This is a genomic window from Pseudocitrobacter sp. 2023LY-00077, from assembly GCF_055796175.1.
Genome location: NZ_JBSPEI010000006.1, coordinates 225,950 through 244,473, shown reverse-complemented (window position 1 = coordinate 244,473; position 18,524 = coordinate 225,950). Strand labels below are relative to the sequence as shown.

The 18,524-nt window shown below is 54.1% G+C and carries 18 protein-coding genes and 1 pseudogene; 12 read left to right on the top strand and 7 right to left on the bottom strand.

Features of this window, described 5'->3' with window-relative positions; translation table 11 throughout:
- Nucleotides 1-54: 54 nt before the first annotated feature.
- From ACWWFX_RS10390 to ybbA, 3 genes are all read right to left on the bottom strand, one after another.
- Nucleotides 55-1,203: a porin gene (locus tag ACWWFX_RS10390; protein ID WP_276222406.1), complete on the bottom strand. Its 1,149-nt coding sequence runs from the start codon at nt 1,201-1,203 to the stop codon at nt 55-57.
- A gap of 281 nt (nt 1,204-1,484) precedes the next feature.
- The gene (ybbP, locus tag ACWWFX_RS10385) at nt 1,485-3,899 is read right to left on the bottom strand and encodes a putative ABC transporter permease subunit YbbP (protein WP_473223746.1); all 2,415 of its coding nucleotides are present in this window, start codon (nt 3,897-3,899) and stop codon (nt 1,485-1,487) included.
- Complete coding sequence (gene ybbA, locus ACWWFX_RS10380; protein ID WP_015965495.1) at nt 3,896-4,582, bottom strand: putative ABC transporter ATP-binding protein YbbA; 687 nt, start codon at nt 4,580-4,582, stop codon at nt 3,896-3,898. Before ybbA ends, ybbP begins: the two co-directional genes overlap by 4 nt.
- Between ybbA and tesA the strand changes: the two genes are divergently transcribed.
- The 3 genes from tesA to ACWWFX_RS10365 are packed head-to-tail and all read left to right on the top strand — an operon-like array spanning nt 4,550 to nt 6,888.
- Nucleotides 4,550-5,176 carry a multifunctional acyl-CoA thioesterase I/protease I/lysophospholipase L1 gene (tesA, locus tag ACWWFX_RS10375; protein WP_144052258.1) on the top strand — a complete coding sequence of 209 codons (627 nt, stop codon included), beginning with the start codon at nt 4,550-4,552 and terminating at the stop codon, nt 5,174-5,176. The two genes, ybbA and tesA, sit on opposite strands and share 33 nt — an antisense overlap.
- Nucleotides 5,177-5,204: 28 nt before the next feature.
- Nucleotides 5,205-5,975: an SDR family oxidoreductase gene (locus ACWWFX_RS10370; RefSeq protein ID WP_276222399.1), complete on the top strand. Its 771-nt coding sequence runs from the start codon at nt 5,205-5,207 to the stop codon at nt 5,973-5,975.
- Between the two features lie 58 nt (nt 5,976-6,033).
- A complete protein-coding gene (locus ACWWFX_RS10365; protein ID WP_456147320.1) occupies nt 6,034-6,888 on the top strand; it encodes a co-chaperone YbbN in 855 nt (284 codons plus the stop codon).
- Nucleotides 6,889-6,977: 89 nt separating this feature from the next.
- Here the strand turns inward: ACWWFX_RS10365 and fetB are convergent, their stop codons facing one another.
- The 3 genes from fetB to ACWWFX_RS10350 form a co-directional block, all read right to left on the bottom strand.
- Nucleotides 6,978-7,757 carry an iron efflux ABC transporter permease subunit FetB gene (gene fetB, locus ACWWFX_RS10360; RefSeq protein WP_473223745.1) on the bottom strand — a complete coding sequence of 260 codons (780 nt, stop codon included), beginning with the start codon at nt 7,755-7,757 and terminating at the stop codon, nt 6,978-6,980.
- Nucleotides 7,750-8,421: an iron efflux ABC transporter ATP-binding subunit FetA gene (gene fetA, locus ACWWFX_RS10355; protein WP_473223744.1), complete on the bottom strand. Its 672-nt coding sequence runs from the start codon at nt 8,419-8,421 to the stop codon at nt 7,750-7,752. The genes fetB and fetA overlap by 8 nt, the downstream gene beginning before the upstream one ends.
- A gap of 155 nt (nt 8,422-8,576) precedes the next feature.
- On the bottom strand, nt 8,577-8,912 hold the full coding sequence (locus tag ACWWFX_RS10350; RefSeq protein ID WP_015965501.1) for a hypothetical protein: 336 nt from the start codon (nt 8,910-8,912) through the stop codon (nt 8,577-8,579).
- 367 nt (nt 8,913-9,279) lie between these two features.
- On the opposite strand from ACWWFX_RS10350, the gene ACWWFX_RS10345 reads away from it, so the two are divergent.
- The 5 genes from ACWWFX_RS10345 to ACWWFX_RS10325 all read left to right on the top strand — a co-directional run bounded on the left by ACWWFX_RS10345 (nt 9,280) and on the right by ACWWFX_RS10325 (nt 12,735).
- Nucleotides 9,280-10,389 carry a YadA C-terminal domain-containing protein gene (locus ACWWFX_RS10345; protein WP_473223743.1) on the top strand — a complete coding sequence of 370 codons (1,110 nt, stop codon included), beginning with the start codon at nt 9,280-9,282 and terminating at the stop codon, nt 10,387-10,389.
- A gap of 70 nt (nt 10,390-10,459) precedes the next feature.
- Complete coding sequence (locus tag ACWWFX_RS10340; protein ID WP_276222388.1) at nt 10,460-10,930, top strand: hypothetical protein; 471 nt, start codon at nt 10,460-10,462, stop codon at nt 10,928-10,930.
- The gene (locus tag ACWWFX_RS10335; RefSeq protein WP_473223742.1) at nt 10,927-11,130 is read left to right on the top strand and encodes a hypothetical protein; all 204 of its coding nucleotides are present in this window, start codon (nt 10,927-10,929) and stop codon (nt 11,128-11,130) included. The genes ACWWFX_RS10340 and ACWWFX_RS10335 overlap by 4 nt, the downstream gene beginning before the upstream one ends.
- 223 nt (nt 11,131-11,353) lie before the next feature.
- The gene (locus tag ACWWFX_RS10330) at nt 11,354-12,268 is read left to right on the top strand and encodes an SPFH domain-containing protein (protein ID WP_015965505.1); all 915 of its coding nucleotides are present in this window, start codon (nt 11,354-11,356) and stop codon (nt 12,266-12,268) included.
- On the top strand, nt 12,268-12,735 hold the full coding sequence (locus tag ACWWFX_RS10325) for an NfeD family protein (RefSeq protein ID WP_276222383.1): 468 nt from the start codon (nt 12,268-12,270) through the stop codon (nt 12,733-12,735). Before ACWWFX_RS10330 ends, ACWWFX_RS10325 begins: the two co-directional genes overlap by 1 nt.
- On the opposite strand, the gene cueR is transcribed toward ACWWFX_RS10325, so the two are convergent.
- On the bottom strand, nt 12,732-13,142 hold the full coding sequence (gene cueR / locus ACWWFX_RS10320) for a Cu(I)-responsive transcriptional regulator (protein ID WP_015965507.1): 411 nt from the start codon (nt 13,140-13,142) through the stop codon (nt 12,732-12,734). The two genes, ACWWFX_RS10325 and cueR, sit on opposite strands and share 4 nt — an antisense overlap.
- A 195-nt stretch (nt 13,143-13,337) precedes the next feature.
- Here cueR and hutW point away from each other — a divergent pair, with 195 nt between their 5' ends.
- From hutW to copA, 4 genes and pseudogenes are all read left to right on the top strand, one after another.
- Nucleotides 13,338-14,696, top strand: coding sequence for a heme anaerobic degradation radical SAM methyltransferase ChuW/HutW (hutW, locus tag ACWWFX_RS10315; RefSeq protein WP_473223741.1), 1,359 nt, complete (start codon nt 13,338-13,340; stop codon nt 14,694-14,696).
- Nucleotides 14,693-15,190, top strand: coding sequence for a heme utilization cystosolic carrier protein HutX (hutX, locus tag ACWWFX_RS10310; RefSeq protein WP_276222378.1), 498 nt, complete (start codon nt 14,693-14,695; stop codon nt 15,188-15,190). Before hutW ends, hutX begins: the two co-directional genes overlap by 4 nt.
- Nucleotides 15,187-15,815: pseudogene (locus tag ACWWFX_RS10305) on the top strand (NAD(P)H-binding protein). The gene hutX and the pseudogene ACWWFX_RS10305 overlap by 4 nt, the downstream one beginning before the upstream one ends.
- A gap of 118 nt (nt 15,816-15,933) precedes the next feature.
- Nucleotides 15,934-18,435, top strand: a complete 2,502-nt coding sequence (gene copA, locus ACWWFX_RS10300; RefSeq protein WP_473223740.1) for a copper-exporting P-type ATPase CopA — start codon at nt 15,934-15,936, stop codon at nt 18,433-18,435.
- The last annotated feature ends 89 nt before the right edge of the window (nt 18,436-18,524 follow it).

Here is an 18,524-nt window from a genome sequence, read left to right as displayed (position 1 = left end):
AGTTGTAAATAGCAAAAAGCCGGGCAGTGCCCGGCTTCAGATGTTCGAAACGACTTAGAAGTCGTAACGCAGACGAACCAGGTTCATATCACCCAGGTTGTCGGTGCTGGAGGTAAACACGTGTTCGTAGTCAACACGGAAACCGTAATCCAGCTGGAAGCTGATACCTACACCGTTGTCGGTACGCAGGTAGTTACGACCATTCACGTATTCAATGCGGTCACCCATGAAGTACGGCTGGATGGATTTAACTGCGTATTGACCAATCGGGAAGGTGTAACCCGCGAAGTATTCCAGACCCCATGCGTCGCCCGCGAAGTAATCTTTCGCGTCGATTTTCTTGGTGGTCATGAAGTTCTGGTACCAGCCGCCGCCCAGAGCGAAGGTCCAGTTGTCTGGTTTCCAGCTAAACGCGGTACCCACGATGTTCTGATCGTAGGTTTTGCTGTTCTGATCCTGGTCGCGCATTTCCGCACGGGTGTAGTTCCAGGACGTACCCCAGGTCAGGTCTTTGGTGATGTGGTAATCCACACCCAGAGAACCGCCGCCACGACGTTTGTATTTCAGGCCGTTGTTAGGGTTAAGATCATCGCTGAACAGGTAAGAAGCGTAGAGGTCAACGTCACCCACGGTTTTCTTATATTTCAGAGATTTACGGGTACGATAAGAACCATCGTAGTCACCGTTGATACCGTTACCCGGAGCCTGACCAATCATGTCGTAGTCCCAGATATCGGTTTTCGCACCAACCACATCATAGTAGATGCTGTTCTGTTGGCCGAAGGTCAGCGTACCCCAGGTATCGCTTTTCAGACCGGTGTAGAGCATACGACGGGTGGTGTCGTTGCCGTTGTTTGCGTTGTCATCATAGTGATTATCCCAGTTGAAGACTGCCGGAATATTCACACCCAGTTCGTAGTAGCTGATCCAGCTAATGTCATCGAACAGGTAGTAATCAGCTGCGAAACGGAAACGGGTGCCGCCATCGAAGCCATTGCGTTTGTAGGAGCCTTTGTCGCCATCGCCCGTCATCATGTTGAACTGAGGACGGATACTCCCGCCAACGGTAAAGTTAAGACGGCTCAGCGGGTCGCCAGCCTGCGGGTCAGCTTTTAAAACGGTGATTTCCGCTTGAGAAGCGAAAGTCGTCAGTGCCACTGCTGCGCCGATCGATAATGCCAGCGCTTTTATTTTTATGGACATGGTTGTTCCTTGGATAGGTTAACTGCCATTTATTTAGCCACTGAATATTATCTTGTCTAAATGAACTTATCTTTACCGTTTTTTAATGATTTGTGCGGTTAAACTGACGCTTCTATACACTCTGTGCCTTTATTGAACAATTCCATGGAACTTTTGGGGGTAAGGGTGAAAAGTGGGATTCGGCGCGCGGATTTTTCCGCCGGGAGGCAGTTGCCCGGTGGCGCTAGCGCTCACCGGGCCCTCATGTAGGCCGGATAAGCGTCAGCGCATCCGGCAATCTCTTAGCTACTAAACTGGCGGAACAACGCTTTGCCTTTTAACAGGCGAATCCCCAGCCAGCCGCCACACAGTGAAAGCAGCACTGCGCCACAAAGCGGCAGCGCCAGCCACAAGCGCCAGTCGGGCTCCCAGGGGAAATCAAACACGCGCGTTTGCAACATCGCCAGCGCCGTTTCTGCGCCAATGGCCGCCACCAGCCCGGAGACCAGCCCCAGCAGGGCGAACTCCGCCCACAGCGTGGTGCGCAGCAGTGGCTTGCTGGCGCCCAGCGTGCGATAAACCACCAGTTCCTGATGCCGCTGACGCATGCCGACCTGCACCTGTGCCAGCAGCAGCAACACGCCGCAGGCGGTCACCAGCACCACCATCACTTCAAGCGCCCGGCTTACCTGCTCCAGCACCTGCCCCACCTGTTTCAGTATCGCGCCGATATCCAGCAGGCTGATGGTCGGGAATTCGCGGTTCAGCTGCGTTAACAGCGTAGTATCGCGATCCCAGCGGAAGCTGGTGAGCCAACTCTGTGGCTGCCCATCCAGCGCCCCACTCGGGAAAATAAAGAAGAAATTAGGCCGCAGGCTCTCCCAGTCAACCTTACGCAAACTGGTGACCGTGGCGCTGAAATCCTGGGTGTCGCCAGTGAACGTCACTTTATCGCCCAGTTTGATATTCAGACGCTTCGACAGCCCCTCTTCAATCGACACTTCCCCTGCTTTCGGCGGCCAGCTTCCGGCGACGATAGGATTATGGTCCGGTTGCGTCTCCTGCCAGGTGAGGTTCAGCTCACGGTTGAGCGATTCATCTTTATTCCCTTCCGTGGTCTGACCGTTTATCTGCGTCAAACGCGCGCGAACGATGGGATAAAATGCTTCAGGGATCACCTGATGTTCCGCAAGGAACGTTTTCACCGGCTGCACCTGTTCCGGCGCGATGTTAATCAGGAAGTAGTTAGGGCTTTCCGGCGGCAACTGCTGTTGCCAGCGGTCAAGCAGGTCGCCGCGAAGCACCAGTAAAAGCGCCAGTAACATAAAGGAGAGTGAAAATGCCGCCAGCTGACTCAGCGTCGACCACGGCTGGCGCAGCAGACGATTGACCGCCAGACGCAGCGGCAGTGCTTTCAGCGTTAAGCGCCTGAGCACGTTAAGCAGCATCCAGCCCAGCACGCCGCACAACAACGCCAGCACCACAGCGCCCGCCAACACTGACCACAGCAGTGGGCTACCGCCCATCAACCAGGCAAGCAGGCCGATAACCACCAGGCAAATCACCGGAATATAAAACTTCAGCGGCCAGACGCTGGCGACCACATCGCGCCGCAGCACGCGCAGCGGTTGCGTTGCCAACAGCAGGCGATACGGACGCAGCCCTACCAGCAGCGAAATCACTACCATCGTGCCGATTGCCCACAACCACGGCCAGGCGCTGGCGGAAGGCAGTGCTGCCGGTAAAACCGGTTTGAGCAGAATCAACAATATATGTTCGAACAGCAGCCCCATCGCGCCGCCGGTGATGACCGCCAGCGTGAGCAGCAACAGCCACTGACCGATAATCAGCTTGCGTAACTGCGCCCGCCCGGCGCCAAGGGTTTTGAGGATTGCCACCAGGTCATAACGGCTGCGGCAGTAGTGCCCCATAGCCACCGCGACTGCCGCCACCGCCAGTAGCAACGTTAACAGAGCAGAAAGCAACAGGAACTGCTGCGAGCGTTCGAGCGATTTCCCCAGCGCGCCTTCGTCCTGCTCCAGGCCATACCAACGATGCTCAGGCTTCAGTTGCGGTAGCAGCCATTTTTCATAGCTCGCCAGCTGTTCTGGCGTGCCGCCAAATTTGTAGCGCCAGCTCACGCGGCTGCCGGGCTGCACTGCCCCGGTTTTTTCGACGTCAGCCATGTTCATCATCAGGCGCGGCGCCATCTGGAAAGGGTTGAAGCCCGCATCCGGCTCCTGGACTATTTCCCCGGCGATGCGCAGCGTGGCATCCCCGACGTCAATTTCATCGCCGGTCTTCAGGTTTAACAACGCCAGCAAACGCGGCGCCAGCAGCACAGTGCCAGGCTGCGGCTTCACACCCTCCGGTCTGGTTTGCAGCGTGCCGTACATCGGATAAACACGGTCTACGGCTTTGACGTCAGCGAGCTGCGGAGTATTCCCCGCCCAGGTCATGGTTGAAAAACTGACCTGCTCGCCAACCTTCAGGCCCTCTTCCCGCGCTTTATCCAGCCAGGCGGCGGGCACTTCACACGAACTGCGCAGCGCGCGATCGCCCGCCATATATTCACGGCTTTGCTGACTTAAGCCCTTTTCCATGCGGTCGCTGATACTGCCGAGCGCCAGTACGCAGGCCACCGCCAGGCTTAACGCCAGCCAGACAATCAGCAGCGACGGCGAGCGCCACTCCCGCCAGAACCAGCGTGCAATCATGCTTCCTCCCGCAATTCACCGTCCACGAGGCGCAAACGTCGGTCGCAGCGCGCCGCCAGCTGTGGATCGTGGGTCACAAGAATGAGCGTCGTGCCATGTTCACGATTGAGAGAGAAAAGCAGATCGGCAATTTTATCGCCCGTCTGCCTGTCGAGGTTTCCGGTGGGTTCATCGGCGAAGAGGAGATCCGGGCGACCATTAAACGCGCGCGCCAGCGCCACGCGCTGCTGTTCACCGCCCGAAAGCTGTGCCGGAAGATGATGCAGACGCTTGCCAAGGCCAAGCTGTTCGAGCAACGCTTTCGCGCCGCCCCGGCTCTGACTGTCGCTTTCGCCACGCAGCAGCGCCGGAAGTTCAACGTTTTCCAAGGCGTTGAGTGTCGGGATCAACATAAAAGACTGAAAAACAAAACCCACATGCTGCGCGCGTAAACGTGCCCGCGCTTCTTCATCCAACGCCGTCAGCGATTGCCCAAGCAGTTTCACATCGCCACCGCTGCCGTCATCCAGCCCGGCCAGAATCGCCAGCAGCGTTGATTTCCCTGACCCCGACTCACCAATCAGGGCAATGGTCTGCGCCGGTTTGACAATCAGGTTAACTCCGGTAAGGATGGAAAGCTCATGCTCTCCCTGACCGACGGATTTCTTAAGATGATGAACTTCAAGCACGTTTTCCGCTGGCATTTGCCCGTCCTGTTTTTGATTCTGTTAAGCTTCCGCGCCGTCGCCGCAGACACGTTGTTGATTCTCGGCGATAGCCTGAGCGCGGGATATCGTATGGCCGCCAATACGGCCTGGCCTGCCCTGCTCAACAGCAAATGGCAGCCGAAAACAGAGGTGATTAACGCCAGCATCAGCGGCGACACCTCAGCACAGGGGCTGGCGCGCCTGCCTGCGTTGTTGAAACAGCATAAACCACGCTGGGTGCTGGTTGAGCTGGGCGGCAATGATGGCCTGCGCGGCTTCCAGCCTCAGCAAACCGAGCAAACGCTGCGCACCATTTTGCAGCAAATTAAAGCGGCCAACGCCGAGCCGTTGTTAATGCAAATTCGCCTGCCCGCAAACTACGGACGCCGTTATAATGAGGCCTTTAGCGCGATTTATCCGCAGCTTGCCCAGGAATTCACTATCCCACTGCTGCCCTTCTTTATGGAAGAGGTTTATCTCAAACCGCAGTGGATGCAGGATGATGGTATTCACCCCAATCGTGACGCCCAACCGTTTATCGCCGACTGGATGGCGACACGCCTGGCACCACTAGTTAATCACGACTCCTGAATATAAAGGGGCGTTCTCAGGTAAAGTTATGCAAAAAACGGTTTTAATTACAGGATGTTCAAGCGGTATTGGTCTGGAAAGCGCCCTTGAGCTGAAGCGCCAGGGATTTCGCGTGCTGGCGGCCTGCCGCAACCCTGCCGACGTCGCGCGGATGAACGGGATGGGGCTTATTGGTATTGAGCTGGACCTCGATGACCCTGCAAGCGTAGACCGTGCCGCCGATGAGGTTATCGCCCTGACCGGCAATCGCCTGTTTGGCCTGTTCAATAACGCCGGTTTTGGCGTCTACGGCCCGCTCAGCACCCTTACCCGGACACAGCTCGAACAGCAATTTTCCGCCAACTTTTTCGGCGCGCATCAGCTGACTCAGCGTCTTCTTCCGGCAATGATCCCGCATGGCGAAGGCCGCATCGTGATGACGTCGTCGGTAATGGGGCTTATTTCTACGCCCGGTCGCGGCGCCTATGCCGCCAGCAAATATGCGCTCGAAGCGTGGTCCGACGCGCTGCGCATGGAACTGCACACCACGGGCATAAAAGTGAGCCTGATTGAGCCTGGCCCGATTCGTACACGCTTCACCGACAACGTGAATCAAATCGAGCAGGATAAACCGGTTGAGAACCCCGGCATTGCCGCGCGGTTTACCCTGGGCCCGGATGCGGTCGTGGAAAAAGTGCGTCACGCCTTTATCAGCGACAAACCCAAACTGCGTTACCCGGTGACGCTGGTTACCCACGCCGTTGGCTGGTTGAAGCGCCTGCTCCCGGCCTGCGCGATGGACAAAATTTTACGCGGCTAAGTTGAAGCCGGGCGCCGTGCCCCCATGTAATAGTCAAATCGACAAAAGAGAGTGGCTCATGTCCGTACAGAATATCGTCAATATTACCGAAGCTAACCTGCACCAGACGCTGGAACAATCTGCCACCACGCCGGTGCTGTTCTATTTCTGGTCTGAACGCAGCCAACATTGTCTGGAGCTGACACCGGTTCTGGAAAACCTGGCCGCGCAGTACAACGGTCAGTTTATTCTGGCAAAAGTAGACTGCGACGCTGAGCAGATGGTGGCCTCGCAGTTCGGCCTGCGCGCTATCCCAACGGTTTACCTGTTCCAGAATGGTCAACCGGTGGACGGTTTCCAGGGCCCGCAGCCGGAAGAAGCCATTCGCGCCCTGCTCGATAAAGTTCTGCCGCGTGAAGAAGAGCTGAAAGCCCAGCAGGCAATGGAACTGATTCAGGAAGGCAACTATGCTGACGCGCTGCCGCTGCTGAAAGATGCGTGGTCCATGTCGAATCAGGATAGCCAGATTGGCCTGCTGCTGGCAGAAACGCAGATCGCGCTGAACCGTTCTGAAGACGCGGAAGCCGTACTGAAAACCGTGCCATTACAGGATCAGGACACCCGCTATCAGGGTCTGCTGGCGAAAATTGAACTGCTGAAACAGGCCGCTGATACGCCGGAAATTCAGCAGTTACAACAGCAAGTTGCGCAGAACCCGGACGATGCCGCGCTGGCCTCGCAGCTGGCGCTACAACTGCATCAGGTAGGTCGTAACGAAGAAGCGCTGGAGCTGTTGTTCAGCCATCTGCAAAAAGACCTCGGTGCGGCTGACGGACAAGCGCGTAAAATGCTGCAGGAGATCCTGGCGGCGTTAGGTACCGGTGATGCGCTGGCGTCGAAGTATCGTCGTAAGTTGTATTCGCTGCTGTACTGATTGATTGCCGGATGGCGGCTGCGCCTTATTTGGCCTACAGACATGTGAACGTGTAGGCCGGATAAGCGTCAGCGCCATCCGGCTTTTTCTCACATCTTCTTCAACTGCGACACCACCAGTTGATGGCGTGAATTGTAGAATTTCCGGTACGTGAGATAGCAGGCAATAATCGTCGACAGGCTGGCAGTAGACAGCAGCATAAACGTCACCATTATTTGGTATTTAATCGCTTTTACCGGGTCAATCCCCGCAAAAATCAGCCCTGACATCATCCCCGGTAAACTCACCAGTCCGACGGTTTTCGCCGAATCCACCGTGGGGATCAGCGACGCGCGAATGCTTTCGCGAATTAATCGCGCTGAGGCCATTTTAGGCGTCGCGCCCAGGCTGAGTTTCTCCTGAATCTGCTGCTGTTCCGCGCTAAAACGCTGCCCAAGATTGTTGTAACACAACCCCACCGCCACCATCGCATTGCCGGCAATCATCCCGGAAATAGGGATCACCTGCATCGGCGTAAATTCAATCGAGCCTGAAAAAACCAGTACGACCAGCGTTAACCCGGCTCCGGTGGTGATGGCGATAAACGACGAAACAAACGCTTTGCTGATGTATTTACTGCGTTTTTGCGCGTTGTAAGCAGCGTTAAAGCAGATGAACAGCACCATCAGCAGCGTCAGAATCGCGTGGTTAACATTGAATATATATTTCAGCACATAGCCGACAATAATAAGCTGTACAACCGCCCGGCAAATACTCCAGATAATATCTTTTTCCAGCGCCAGTTTTTCCCGGTAGCTCACCACAATGGCCACCAGCACTAATACCATTGAGAGTACCAGTGACTCATTGGTTATGGCGTGTTCATTCATTGGGGGCCTCCTGCATATCCTTTCCCGAGAGCGGTAATGTAATGACATCATCCGCATGTTCTATTTCATCTTTATCGTGGGTGACCCACAGCACGGCGATATTTTTCTCCCGAACATAGCGATGAATAATATCGTTCACGTTATGCTTATTTTCTTCATCAAGCGCGCTGGTAATTTCATCCAGTAATAAAACGTCCGGCAAAAACTGTAGGTTGCGGATCAGGGAAATACGCTGCTTTTCGCCACCAGAAAGATCGTTGATTGATTTCGACAATGTTTCTTCCGGTAAGCCAAACCGCGTCAGGAAACCCAGAAAAGTGTCCGGCTCTGTACGTTTATCACGAATCTGCCAGGGGAAAATCAGGTTGTCATAGACCGTTTCGCCAAACAAGGCAGGCGTTTGCGCGCAGTAGGAAACCTGCTGACGATACTGCTCAGGCGACAGGCTGGTGTAATCCTGGCCTTTAAACTGAATCGTCCCTTCACTCGGGCTTAATAGTGAGGCGATGATTTTTAATAATGTACTTTTACCACAGCCCGAGGGGCCGGTTATCAGCTTAAACTCACCCGGCGCAATACTGAAATTGATATCGTTTAGCACCTGCCGCTCACCAATGCGATAACCCACACCTGTTAATTGCAGAATCGCGTTGCTTTCCATCATGATTATTTGAAGCTCCTGTTCCGGACTAATGGACACAGTGTAACGATATTTTTGCCGGTGGAGTTAATCGAAAATAATTTATTTTTCACAGCACAATAAAAAAGGCGCTCACCGGCAAAATCGGTAAACGCCCTTTCTAGTACCCTGTGTAACGCTTATTCACTACCGTCAGGAAAGTTCTCTTTTAAGTATTCCAGAACGTTTTTATTGACCTTGTGTTCTGTGAATTTATAGCCTTTCCAGTACTCCGGCTGCTCGAGGTAGACTTCGGGCGGAATGGTGAAGTCACTTAACACCATCCACTCAGCAAACAGCTCTGGGTTTCGTTTCTGTACCAGTTGTAGCAACATTATCAATGACATAGCAGAGGCAGGAACATTAACCGAACCATCTAAATATTTATGTATGGTTGAACGGTTGGCCCTGAACAGTATCGGCAAGATAGCTTTATCTAGCCCCATCTCTTCAAATATCTTAGCAAAATCATTCATTTACATGAATCCCTACCGGTTTCAAGACACCTCAAAATTGAGATTAATCAAAGAAACGTATTTTACCACATTTTGGCATCACAAACATTAGGCGTTCAGAAACACAGATTCATTTGTGTGATTAATCAAAAGCTTACTTTTCTTTACAAAACAACTATCACATAACAAGAACCAAATATGTTTCCAATGAAAACCAAAATCACACCTAACAGAAACCTTTAGAGGATCACCCCCATTTTATCGTGCTTTACTTAACATTTAATGCGGCGTAGATTCCAAAACACCGAAACAATTTTTGATTCTGATAGAAATTCACATCATTTCTTTTAGAAACCTTTTCACTATTTAATTTTAAAGAGAAATTAACATGTCATTGGTAAAATTTCGCTCTGCTTTAGCTGTTATCATCGGGACACTTTACGTCACCTCTGCGTATGCCGCAGATACTGAACTGAACAATGTACAACATGGTTTAACGATCCTGGATGGATCGGTTTATCAGCAACACCAGGCACTGGTTCTCGTTAGCAATGATCTTGCTGAAATCAACAAAACTGATGAGAAACAGGCCAGTGAGATACAGATGCAGCAGCACTTCATCGCACGTAATGCTATAAACATTGCTGGCAACAAGACTGACATCGCTAAAAACAGCGCCGCTATTGATAAACAAACCACTGAAACTAAAATGCAGCAGCACTTCATCGCACGCAATGCAGTAAACATTGCCGACAACAAAGCTGGCATCGACAGAAACACTTCGGATATCGCAGAACAAGTACACACGAACGAAACGCAGCAACACGCTATCACTAAGAACAGCGAAGAAATCATTGCGACCCAAAAGACGCTGTCTTCTGTGGGTGATACACAAAACGCTGCACGCTATCAGGGAATGATCAATGCGAAACATGAAGCTGAACAATTAGCAACGCAGCAAGAAATAAATACCCTTGCGAAATCTGTTCCTGTTGCAATGGTCAGCAACAACAGTGAGGTTAAAGCAAACAGCGATGCCATCAAGTTGAATCATGATGCAGTGAAGCATGTTGCAGATGCGCAAACGGAGGAGCGTATTCGTTATGAGACACAGATTCACACTTTAGCTGATGATGCAGCAACAGCGATCAACAGCGATCGCCAGCAGATCATCAGCACACAGCAACGCGTGGACTCCAATGCCGCACAGCTGAGCAAACTGAACAGTAATTTCAGCAGCCTGAAGCATACCGTTGACGAAAATAAACATGAAGCTGCGGCCGGCTCCTCCTCCGCAATGGCGCAGGCGAACATTCCTCAAGTACTGAATGGTCAGACAGTTGCCGTCGGTGCTGGTGTTGGTGGCTATGATGGCGAATCCGCTATCGCCGTTGGGGTGTCCTTCCGTGCCGCAGACAGCGTCACCGTCAAAGCAACCGTCAGCGATGATTCTCAGCAGAACGTCGGGTATGGCGCGGGCGTCTCTGTAGGCTGGTAATGCTTCACACCATTGGGCGCTCTGCTGAGCGCTCTTTTTTTGCCTCAAACATATTGGTCAACAGATTTTTATGATGAACATAATGAAAGAAATGAAGAAATTAACACTGCTGGCCTTCGTGCTGCTTGCCGGTTGCTCATCATCTGCTTCCCGAATGGCGGAATGTCAGGCACAGGGAATTTCCCGCAATACCTGTTATCTTGCCGAGCAAAACAGACAAGCGGCTATCCTGGGTGCCTCGCAAGCACAAGCTTATAAAAACGCCAGCGAGGCTAATGACGATTCAGGGAATAAACATCATCATCACGCCAGACAATATGGCCAGGCTGCGCATAAAAACCACATTTATAAGGGATATGGCGTGGCGTTCCGAATGAGCAGCAAAAATTTTGCTTACCTGAATGATTCGTTGTGCGCTATTGATGAAGACAATACCGACGCCACAACCTATCAGAGCGGCCTTTATAATGTCATTGTCTATCACCGCACCGGTAAAGTGGCGTTGATGAAACAGGGGCAATTCCAGGGATATTTAAAATGATGTCTCGCCAGGAGGGGGTCATACATGCCGTTGTTATCGCTGCGTTTATATTCGCCCTCCTGCAACTGGTACTGTTAACACTGCTCATCCATGCGATTAATGTTAACAATGAAGTCCAATCAGCTGTTTATCAGTCGAATAAACAGCTGATTGGAGAAGTACAACAGCTGCTCGCACTTCCCGAAATGTTAAAAAAATAATAATACTGTCTGCATAATGTTCCCCTCTTTTTACTACCGGTTTTAAGAGGGGCTTTTTAATCAGGCTTAGCTGTTCTTTTAAAACGTCCTGTTCCGGACTTAAGGTATAAAGTGACGTAATATCGAAATCTGGCAGGCGAATTTCGTCGCAGTAGCCGATATACTTAACGTCAGCAGCGGCATCATACCGCTGAGATAAACGGACGGTATAACAGGAGGTTTCATGCTGATATTTATCCCTATCATGATTTTTGTCGTACTGGTGGTCGTTGCCGCTGGCGTCAAAATCGTTCCTCAGGGCTATCAATGGACGGTCGAACGTTTTGGTCGCTATACCAATACGCTTCAGCCTGGGCTTAGCCTTGTCGTGCCCTTCATGGACAGGATTGGCCGTAAGATCAACATGATGGAGCAGGTTTTAGATATTCCGTCTCAGGAAGTTATCTCCAAAGATAACGCCAACGTCACCATCGATGCAGTCTGTTTTATTCAGGTCATTGATGCGCCAAAGGCTGCCTATGAGGTGAGTAACCTTGAACTGGCGATCATTAACCTGACGATGACCAATATTCGTACCGTGCTGGGTTCTATGGAGCTTGATGAAATGCTCTCCCAGCGCGACAGCATCAACACGCGTCTGCTGCATATCGTTGATGAGGCCACCAATCCATGGGGCATTAAAGTCACCCGTATCGAAATCCGCGATGTTCGCCCACCCGCAGAACTGATTGCGTCGATGAACGCCCAGATGAAAGCTGAACGTACAAAACGCGCCTATATTCTGGAAGCTGAAGGTATTCGTCAGGCGGAAATCGTTAAAGCCGAAGGGGAAAAACAGTCGAAGATCCTCAAAGCGGAAGGTGAACGTCAGTCGGCCTTCCTCGAAGCGGAAGCCCGCGAACGTTCCGCAGAGGCAGAAGCGCGTGCAACCAAAATGGTGTCAGAAGCCATTGCCGCCGGGGATATTCAGGCGGTGAACTACTTCGTCGCACAGAAATATACCGAAGCGCTGCAACAGATCGGGACATCCAGTAACAGCAAAGTGGTCATGATGCCTCTGGAAGCCAGCAGCCTGATGGGCTCTATTGCAGGCGTGGCCGAACTGATCAAAGACAGCGCCAACGAACGGAAAAGATAATGGTCGAGATGATTCTGGCTCATCCGCATATTTTCTGGTTAAGCCTGGGCGGCCTGTTGCTGGCCGCCGAGATGCTGGGCGGCAACGGTTATCTGCTGTGGAGCGGCGTTGCCGGGGTGATCACCGGCCTGCTGACCTGGGTTCTGCCCGTCAGTTGGGAGTGGCAGGCGGTAATATTCTGTATCCTGACACTGCTGGCGGCGTGGCTGTGGTCAAAATGGCTGGCGCGCCAGGTCAAGGAGCAGAAACCCGCAGACAGTCAGCTTAATCAACGCGGGCAACAGCTTGTGGGGCAGCGTTTTACCCTCGATAACGCTTTGGTTAACGGGCGTGGGCAGGTTCGGGTTGGCGATAGCGCCTGGCCCGTTATTGCTGATGACGATTTTCCTGCGGGGTCAAAAGTTGAAGTCATTGCGGTAGAGGGCATTACGCTGCGCGTTCGTCTCTCTGATCAGGCAAAACGTTAAGCCTGCTTTTTATGCTGGCAGCAGCCCGAAAGATGGTCGATTATCGGGCAATCCACGCCGTCATCACCGGGGCAGGACGCCGCCAGCGCCAGAAGCTGATCGCGCATCGCTTGCAAGTCGCTGATATGTTTTTCAATTTCAGCGACTTTTTGCAGGGTATGCGCCTTCACATCCGCGCTGTGCCGTTTCGGATCATTGAAAAGCGTCACCAATTCGCCACACTCTTCCAGATTAAATCCTACCTGCCGTGCCTGACGTAACAGCGTAAATTCATCAATATGTTTTTGCGTGTAGCTACGGTAACCGTTCTCGCTGCGCAGCGGCGGCGTCACCAGCCCCTTCTCTTCATAAAAGCGAATGGCTTTACTGGTTAAGCCGGTTTTTTTGGCAACATCGCTGATGTTCATCCTCGTCTCCGAATGCAGTGATACCGATCGGCCTAGTATAACCCACTCCACTCATCATGCCGCAATGGCGGTAACAGTTGATACAAATCAAAAGAGCCCACCGTTTTACACTTTCATCGTAGACGACATCCGGGGTAATAAAATATAAATGCAAATGATTTTAATTATCATTCAATAATCGGATGTTGAATATCAATGACATTGAATACCGTCGGTGAGCTGGATCTCACCCCCCACTTCGCGCTGGAGGGCAATCAGCCCTTTAAAGATCGACGGGCAACGATGCCCTGGCGCGGCGCGGTCCCCATCGCGAAAGAACAGATGGCACAAACCTGGCAACAGATCATCAGCGAGGTGGTGCCGCCACGCAAGCGCCTGCTGTATCTCCATATTCCCTTTTGCGCCACCCATTGCACCTTCTGCGGTTTTTATCAGAATCGCTATCAGGAGGAGAGCTGCGCCCGTTACACGGATGCGCTGCTGCGCGAAATTGAGCAAGAGGCTGACAGCGTACTGCATCAATCCGCACCAATTCATGCGGTCTATTTCGGCGGCGGTACGCCATCGGCACTCTCGGCGCCCGATCTGGCCCGCATTATCACCACGCTGCGTAAGCGCCTGCCGCTGGCGCCAGATTGTGAAATCACCATCGAAGGGCGGGTCCTGAATTTTGATGATGACCGCATAGATGCCTGTCTGGATGCAGGAGCAAACAGATTTTCTATTGGCATTCAGTCATTTAATAGCAAAATTCGCAAGAAAATGGCGCGTACTTCTGACGGCCCTACCGCGATCGCGTTTATGGAAAAGCTGGTGCGGCGCGATCGTGCAGCAGTCGTATGCGACCTGCTGTTTGGTCTTCCGGATCAGGACGCCGCGCTGTGGGGCCAGGATCTCGCTATCGCGCGTGATATCGGTCTTGATGGCGTTGACCTTTATGCGCTTAATCTGCTGCCGAATACCACACTCGGTAAAGCAGTGGAAAACGGACGAACCACGCTTCCATCACCGGGTGAGCGTCGCGATCTCTATCTGCAGGGGCATGATTTTATGGCGAGTGCGGGCTGGCGCTGTATCAGCAACAGCCACTGGGCACGGACGACCCGCGAACGCAATCTTTACAACCTGTTAATTAAACAAGGGGCCGATTGCCTTGCTCTCGGTTCTGGTGCCGGCGGTTCCATAAACGGTTATTCCTGGATGATCGAACGCAATCTCGACGCCTGGCACGCTGCCATCAAGGCCGGGCAAAAACCGCTAATGATGATGATGCGCACCGCCGAGCGTGCCTTCCAGTGGCGACATACATTACAGGCTGGCGTAGAAACCGCCAGGGTACCACTCGATGAACTGACCCCTCATGCCGAAAAACTGGCACCGCTGCTGGCACAGTGGCACAACGCCGGGCTGACGCTCGACGCTTCCACCTGCCTGCGCCTGACCCATGAGGGTCGATTCTGGGCCAGCAATATTTTGCAGTCTCTTGATGAGTTAATTCAGCAACTTAATTCGCCGCGCATTGTGGTTGAAAACCAATCAGGGAGTAACCTATGAGCCATGTTTCTTTACAGGATCTTTTGAAAACGGAACCAGACGGCACGCTGGAGGCCATTGCGACACAATATAAAACCACGCTGCTGGATGTCGTCCAGAATCTGCCGAACGCAACGCTGGTCTCCGGCGATAAGTTTGACACCGTTTGGCAGAGCGTTGTTGATTGGGGCAAAGTCACGACGCTGGTCCATACTTCAGACGTGATCCTCGAATTTAGCGGCGACCTGCCTTCCGGCTTCCATCGCCACGGCTACTTTAACCTGCGCGGGAAACACGGCATGAGCGGCCATATTAAAGCGGAAAACTGTACGCATATCGCGCTCATTGAGCGCAAGTTCATGGGCATGGATACGGCATCAATTTTGTTCTTCAACGCGGCGGAAAGCGCGATGCTCAAGATATTCCTGGGCCGTGACGATCATCGTCAACTGTTGGCCGATCAGGTTACGGCATTCCGTATGCTTGCTGCCACGTTGAAAGGAGATGCCGGATGAGACCGTGGTTAATCTTCGGCGCGGGCGGTAGCGGCGTTGGCGCACTAATGCTGACTCACGCGCTGGCTGAAGGGCGCCCGGTATATGCCGTGGTACGCAAGCCGGATGTCGCCGAGCGCCTTACACAACAGGGAGTCACCGTGTTCACCGGCGATGCCTGTAACACCGAGCTGGTTACCCTCGCCTGTGAGGCGGCGGGGGCAAACGCCACTATTTTGTCATCCATGGGCGGCGCACAGGAGTATCTCGCGCACCGCACAGTGATTGATGCCGCAGAAAAGCGGGACTCTCGCGCATGATCCTGGTGACGTCGTTGGGCTGCGGCGAAAGCTGGCACTGGCTCTCTCCCCGCGCACGCGCGGCATTTGGTCAGTCGGTCCGCGAAAAGTCCCTGGCCGAAAGCTGGCTGCAAACCAGCACGCTCGATTACGCCATCCTTCGCCCCGGCAGCCTGTTGACGGGCGACGCGACAGGTAACGCACAGCTTTTCCAGAACAGAGAGGTGCACGGTTTCGTGATGCGCGCAGATGTCGCCGCGCACGCGGCAGAACTGGCAGGCGCGCCTCAACTCCACCAGCAGATTTACAGTCTGGTTGACCCCGAACTGAAACCCGCCCGCGCCTGATTGCCGCCCCAACCGAGCGCTCTTTTACGTCTCTTCATCATCATTGTAAAAACCGCCTTGACCTTCCCCTTGCGGGAAGGTTTAAGCTTATTCACACTCAGAAGATAAGGAGTTTGTTATGTCCAATACTATCGACCTGACGCTTGATGGCCTCTCCTGCGGCCACTGCGTTAAACGTGTTAAAGAGAGCCTGGAAAAACGTCCTGACGTGGAGCAGGCTGATGTCACCATTACCGAAGCCCACGTTACCGGTAGCGCCAGCGCGGAAGCGCTGATCGAAACCATTATTGAAGCGGGTTACGGCGCAGAGTTAAGCCACCCAAAGGCTAAACCGCTGGCGGAAGCAGTAACCCCGTCGGAAGCACTGACAGCGGTCACCCCTGAGCTTCCGGCAGCCCAGGATCTGGATGACAGCCAGCAGTTGCTGATCAACGGAATGAGCTGCGCCAGCTGCGTCTCTCGCGTGCAAAAAGCCCTTCAGGCGGTACCGGGCGTCGCACAGGCACGGGTAAACCTTGCGGAGCGCACTGCGCTGGTGATGGGCAGCGCCTCCGCCGCTGATCTAGTCCACGCCGTAGAGAAAGCAGGCTACGGCGCGGAAGCGATTGAAGATGACCTGAAACGTCGTGAGCGCCAGCAGGAAACCGCGCTCGCCACCATGAAGCGCTTCCGCTGGCAGGCGATTGTCGCGCTACTGGTCGGTATCCCGGTTATGGTCTGGGGAATGATCGGCGACAACATGATGGTGACCGACGCCAACCGCTCGCTGTGGCTTGTCATCGGGTTGGTGACGCTGGCCGTAATGGTCTTCGCCGGCGGCCACTTCTACAGCAGCGCATGGAAAAGCCTGAAAAACGGCACCGCGACGATGGATACGCTGGTGGCGCTGGGTACTGGCGTTGCGTGGCTCTACTCGATGAGCGTCAACCTGTGGCCGCAGTGGTTCCCGATGGAAGCACGTCATCTCTATTATGAAGCCAGCGCGATGATCATCGGTCTGATTAACCTCGGCCATATGCTGGAAGCGCGCGCCCGTCAGCGTTCATCAAAAGCGCTGGAGAAACTGCTCGATCTGACGCCGCCGTCTGCCCGCGTGGTGACGGAAAACGGCGAAAAAACCGTGCCGCTGGCCGAGGTTCTGCCGGGTATGACGCTGCGTCTGACTACCGGCGACCGCGTGCCGGTCGATGGCGAAATCACCCAGGGCGAAGCCTGGTTTGACGAAGCGATGCTCACCGGTGAACCTGTGCCGCAGGAAAAAAGCAATGGCGATGCTATTCACGCCGGGACGGTGGTACAGGACGGTTCCGTTCTGTTCCGCGCCAGCGCGGTGGGCAGCCATACCACGCTGTCGCGCATTATTAAAATGGTGCGCCAGGCGCAAAGCAGTAAACCCGAAATCGGCCAACTGGCGGATAAAATCTCGGCGGTGTTCGTGCCTGCCGTGGTCGCCATCGCGCTGTTCAGCGCCGCCATCTGGTACTTCTTTGGCCCGGCGCCACAGATTGTCTACACTCTGGTGATCGCCACCACCGTACTGATTATCGCCTGCCCGTGTGCCCTCGGCCTTGCAACGCCAATGTCGATTATTTCTGGCGTGGGTCGTGCGGCTGAGTACGGCGTGCTGGTTCGTGATGCCGACGCGCTACAACGGGCAAGCGAACTGACCACGCTGGTGTTTGATAAAACCGGCACGCTGACGGAAGGCAAGCCGCAGGTTGTGGCAGTGAAAACCTTCTCAGGTGTAGAAGAAGCGCAGGCGCTGCGTCTTGCCGCCGCGCTGGAGCAAGGTTCAAGCCACCCGTTAGCGCGAGCAATTCTGGAAAAAGCGGGGGATACAACGTTGCCGCAGGTTAACGCCTTCCGCACCCTGCGCGGGCTGGGCGTCAGCGGCGAAGCGGAGGGGCAAACGCTGCTGCTGGGTAACCAGGCGCTGCTCAACGAACAGAAGATCTCAACCACCGAGCTGGAAAGTGACATCAACGCGCAGGCTTCACGGGGCGCCACCCCGGTGCTGCTGGCAGTTGACGGCAAAGCCGCTGCGCTGTTCGCCATCCGCGACCCGCTGCGTGCCGATAGCGTTGCGGCGCTTGAGCGTCTGCACCGCGAAGGTTATCGTCTGGTGATGCTGACCGGCGACAACCCAACCACCGCCAATGCCATCGCCAGGGAAGCGGGTATTGATGAGGTGATTGCTGGCGTGCTGCCGGACGGCAAAGCCGAAGCCATTAAAGCGCTGCAAAACCAGGGGCAGAAAGTGGCGATGGTCGGCGACGGCATCAACGACGCCCCGGCGCTGGCACAGGCGGAAGTCGGTATTGCGATGGGCGGCGGCAGCGATGTGGCGATTGAAACCGCCGCCATCACACTGATGCGTCACAGCCTGATGGGCGTCGCGGATGCGCTGGCGATTTCCCGCGCGGCGCTTCGCAACATGAAGCAGAACCTGCTGGGCGCGTTTATTTACAACTCGCTGGGTATCCCCATCGCCGCCGGTATTCTCTGGCCGATTACGGGGACGCTGCTCAACCCGGTGGTCGCCGGGGCGGCAATGGCGCTCTCTTCCATTACGGTTGTGAGCAACGCGAATCGGTTGTTGCGGTTTAAACCGAAGGCATGATCCCTACTCCCTCCTGATTCAGTTTCAGGAGGGAGATTTGCACCTTTACGATGGTCGCGCTAGCATGAACCTTTCTCAAAGGGAGCGCG

Coding starts and splice junctions, on each gene's coding strand:
- ACWWFX_RS10390 (WP_276222406.1), bottom strand. CDS start 1,203: ATGTCCATAAAAATAAAAGCGCTGGCATTATCGATCGGCGCAGCAGTG.
- ybbP (WP_473223746.1), bottom strand. CDS start 3,899: ATGATTGCACGCTGGTTCTGGCGGGAGTGGCGCTCGCCGTCGCTGCTG.
- tesA (WP_144052258.1), top strand. CDS start 4,550: ATGATGAACTTCAAGCACGTTTTCCGCTGGCATTTGCCCGTCCTGTTT.
- ybbA (WP_015965495.1), bottom strand. CDS start 4,582: ATGCCAGCGGAAAACGTGCTTGAAGTTCATCATCTTAAGAAATCCGTC.
- ACWWFX_RS10370 (WP_276222399.1), top strand. CDS start 5,205: ATGCAAAAAACGGTTTTAATTACAGGATGTTCAAGCGGTATTGGTCTG.
- ACWWFX_RS10365 (WP_456147320.1), top strand. CDS start 6,034: ATGTCCGTACAGAATATCGTCAATATTACCGAAGCTAACCTGCACCAG.
- fetB (WP_473223745.1), bottom strand. CDS start 7,757: ATGAATGAACACGCCATAACCAATGAGTCACTGGTACTCTCAATGGTA.
- fetA (WP_473223744.1), bottom strand. CDS start 8,421: ATGATGGAAAGCAACGCGATTCTGCAATTAACAGGTGTGGGTTATCGC.
- ACWWFX_RS10350 (WP_015965501.1), bottom strand. CDS start 8,912: ATGAATGATTTTGCTAAGATATTTGAAGAGATGGGGCTAGATAAAGCT.
- ACWWFX_RS10345 (WP_473223743.1), top strand. CDS start 9,280: ATGTCATTGGTAAAATTTCGCTCTGCTTTAGCTGTTATCATCGGGACA.
- ACWWFX_RS10340 (WP_276222388.1), top strand. CDS start 10,460: ATGATGAACATAATGAAAGAAATGAAGAAATTAACACTGCTGGCCTTC.
- ACWWFX_RS10335 (WP_473223742.1), top strand. CDS start 10,927: ATGATGTCTCGCCAGGAGGGGGTCATACATGCCGTTGTTATCGCTGCG.
- ACWWFX_RS10330 (WP_015965505.1), top strand. CDS start 11,354: ATGCTGATATTTATCCCTATCATGATTTTTGTCGTACTGGTGGTCGTT.
- ACWWFX_RS10325 (WP_276222383.1), top strand. CDS start 12,268: ATGGTCGAGATGATTCTGGCTCATCCGCATATTTTCTGGTTAAGCCTG.
- cueR (WP_015965507.1), bottom strand. CDS start 13,142: ATGAACATCAGCGATGTTGCCAAAAAAACCGGCTTAACCAGTAAAGCC.
- hutW (WP_473223741.1), top strand. CDS start 13,338: ATGACATTGAATACCGTCGGTGAGCTGGATCTCACCCCCCACTTCGCG.
- hutX (WP_276222378.1), top strand. CDS start 14,693: ATGAGCCATGTTTCTTTACAGGATCTTTTGAAAACGGAACCAGACGGC.
- copA (WP_473223740.1), top strand. CDS start 15,934: ATGTCCAATACTATCGACCTGACGCTTGATGGCCTCTCCTGCGGCCAC.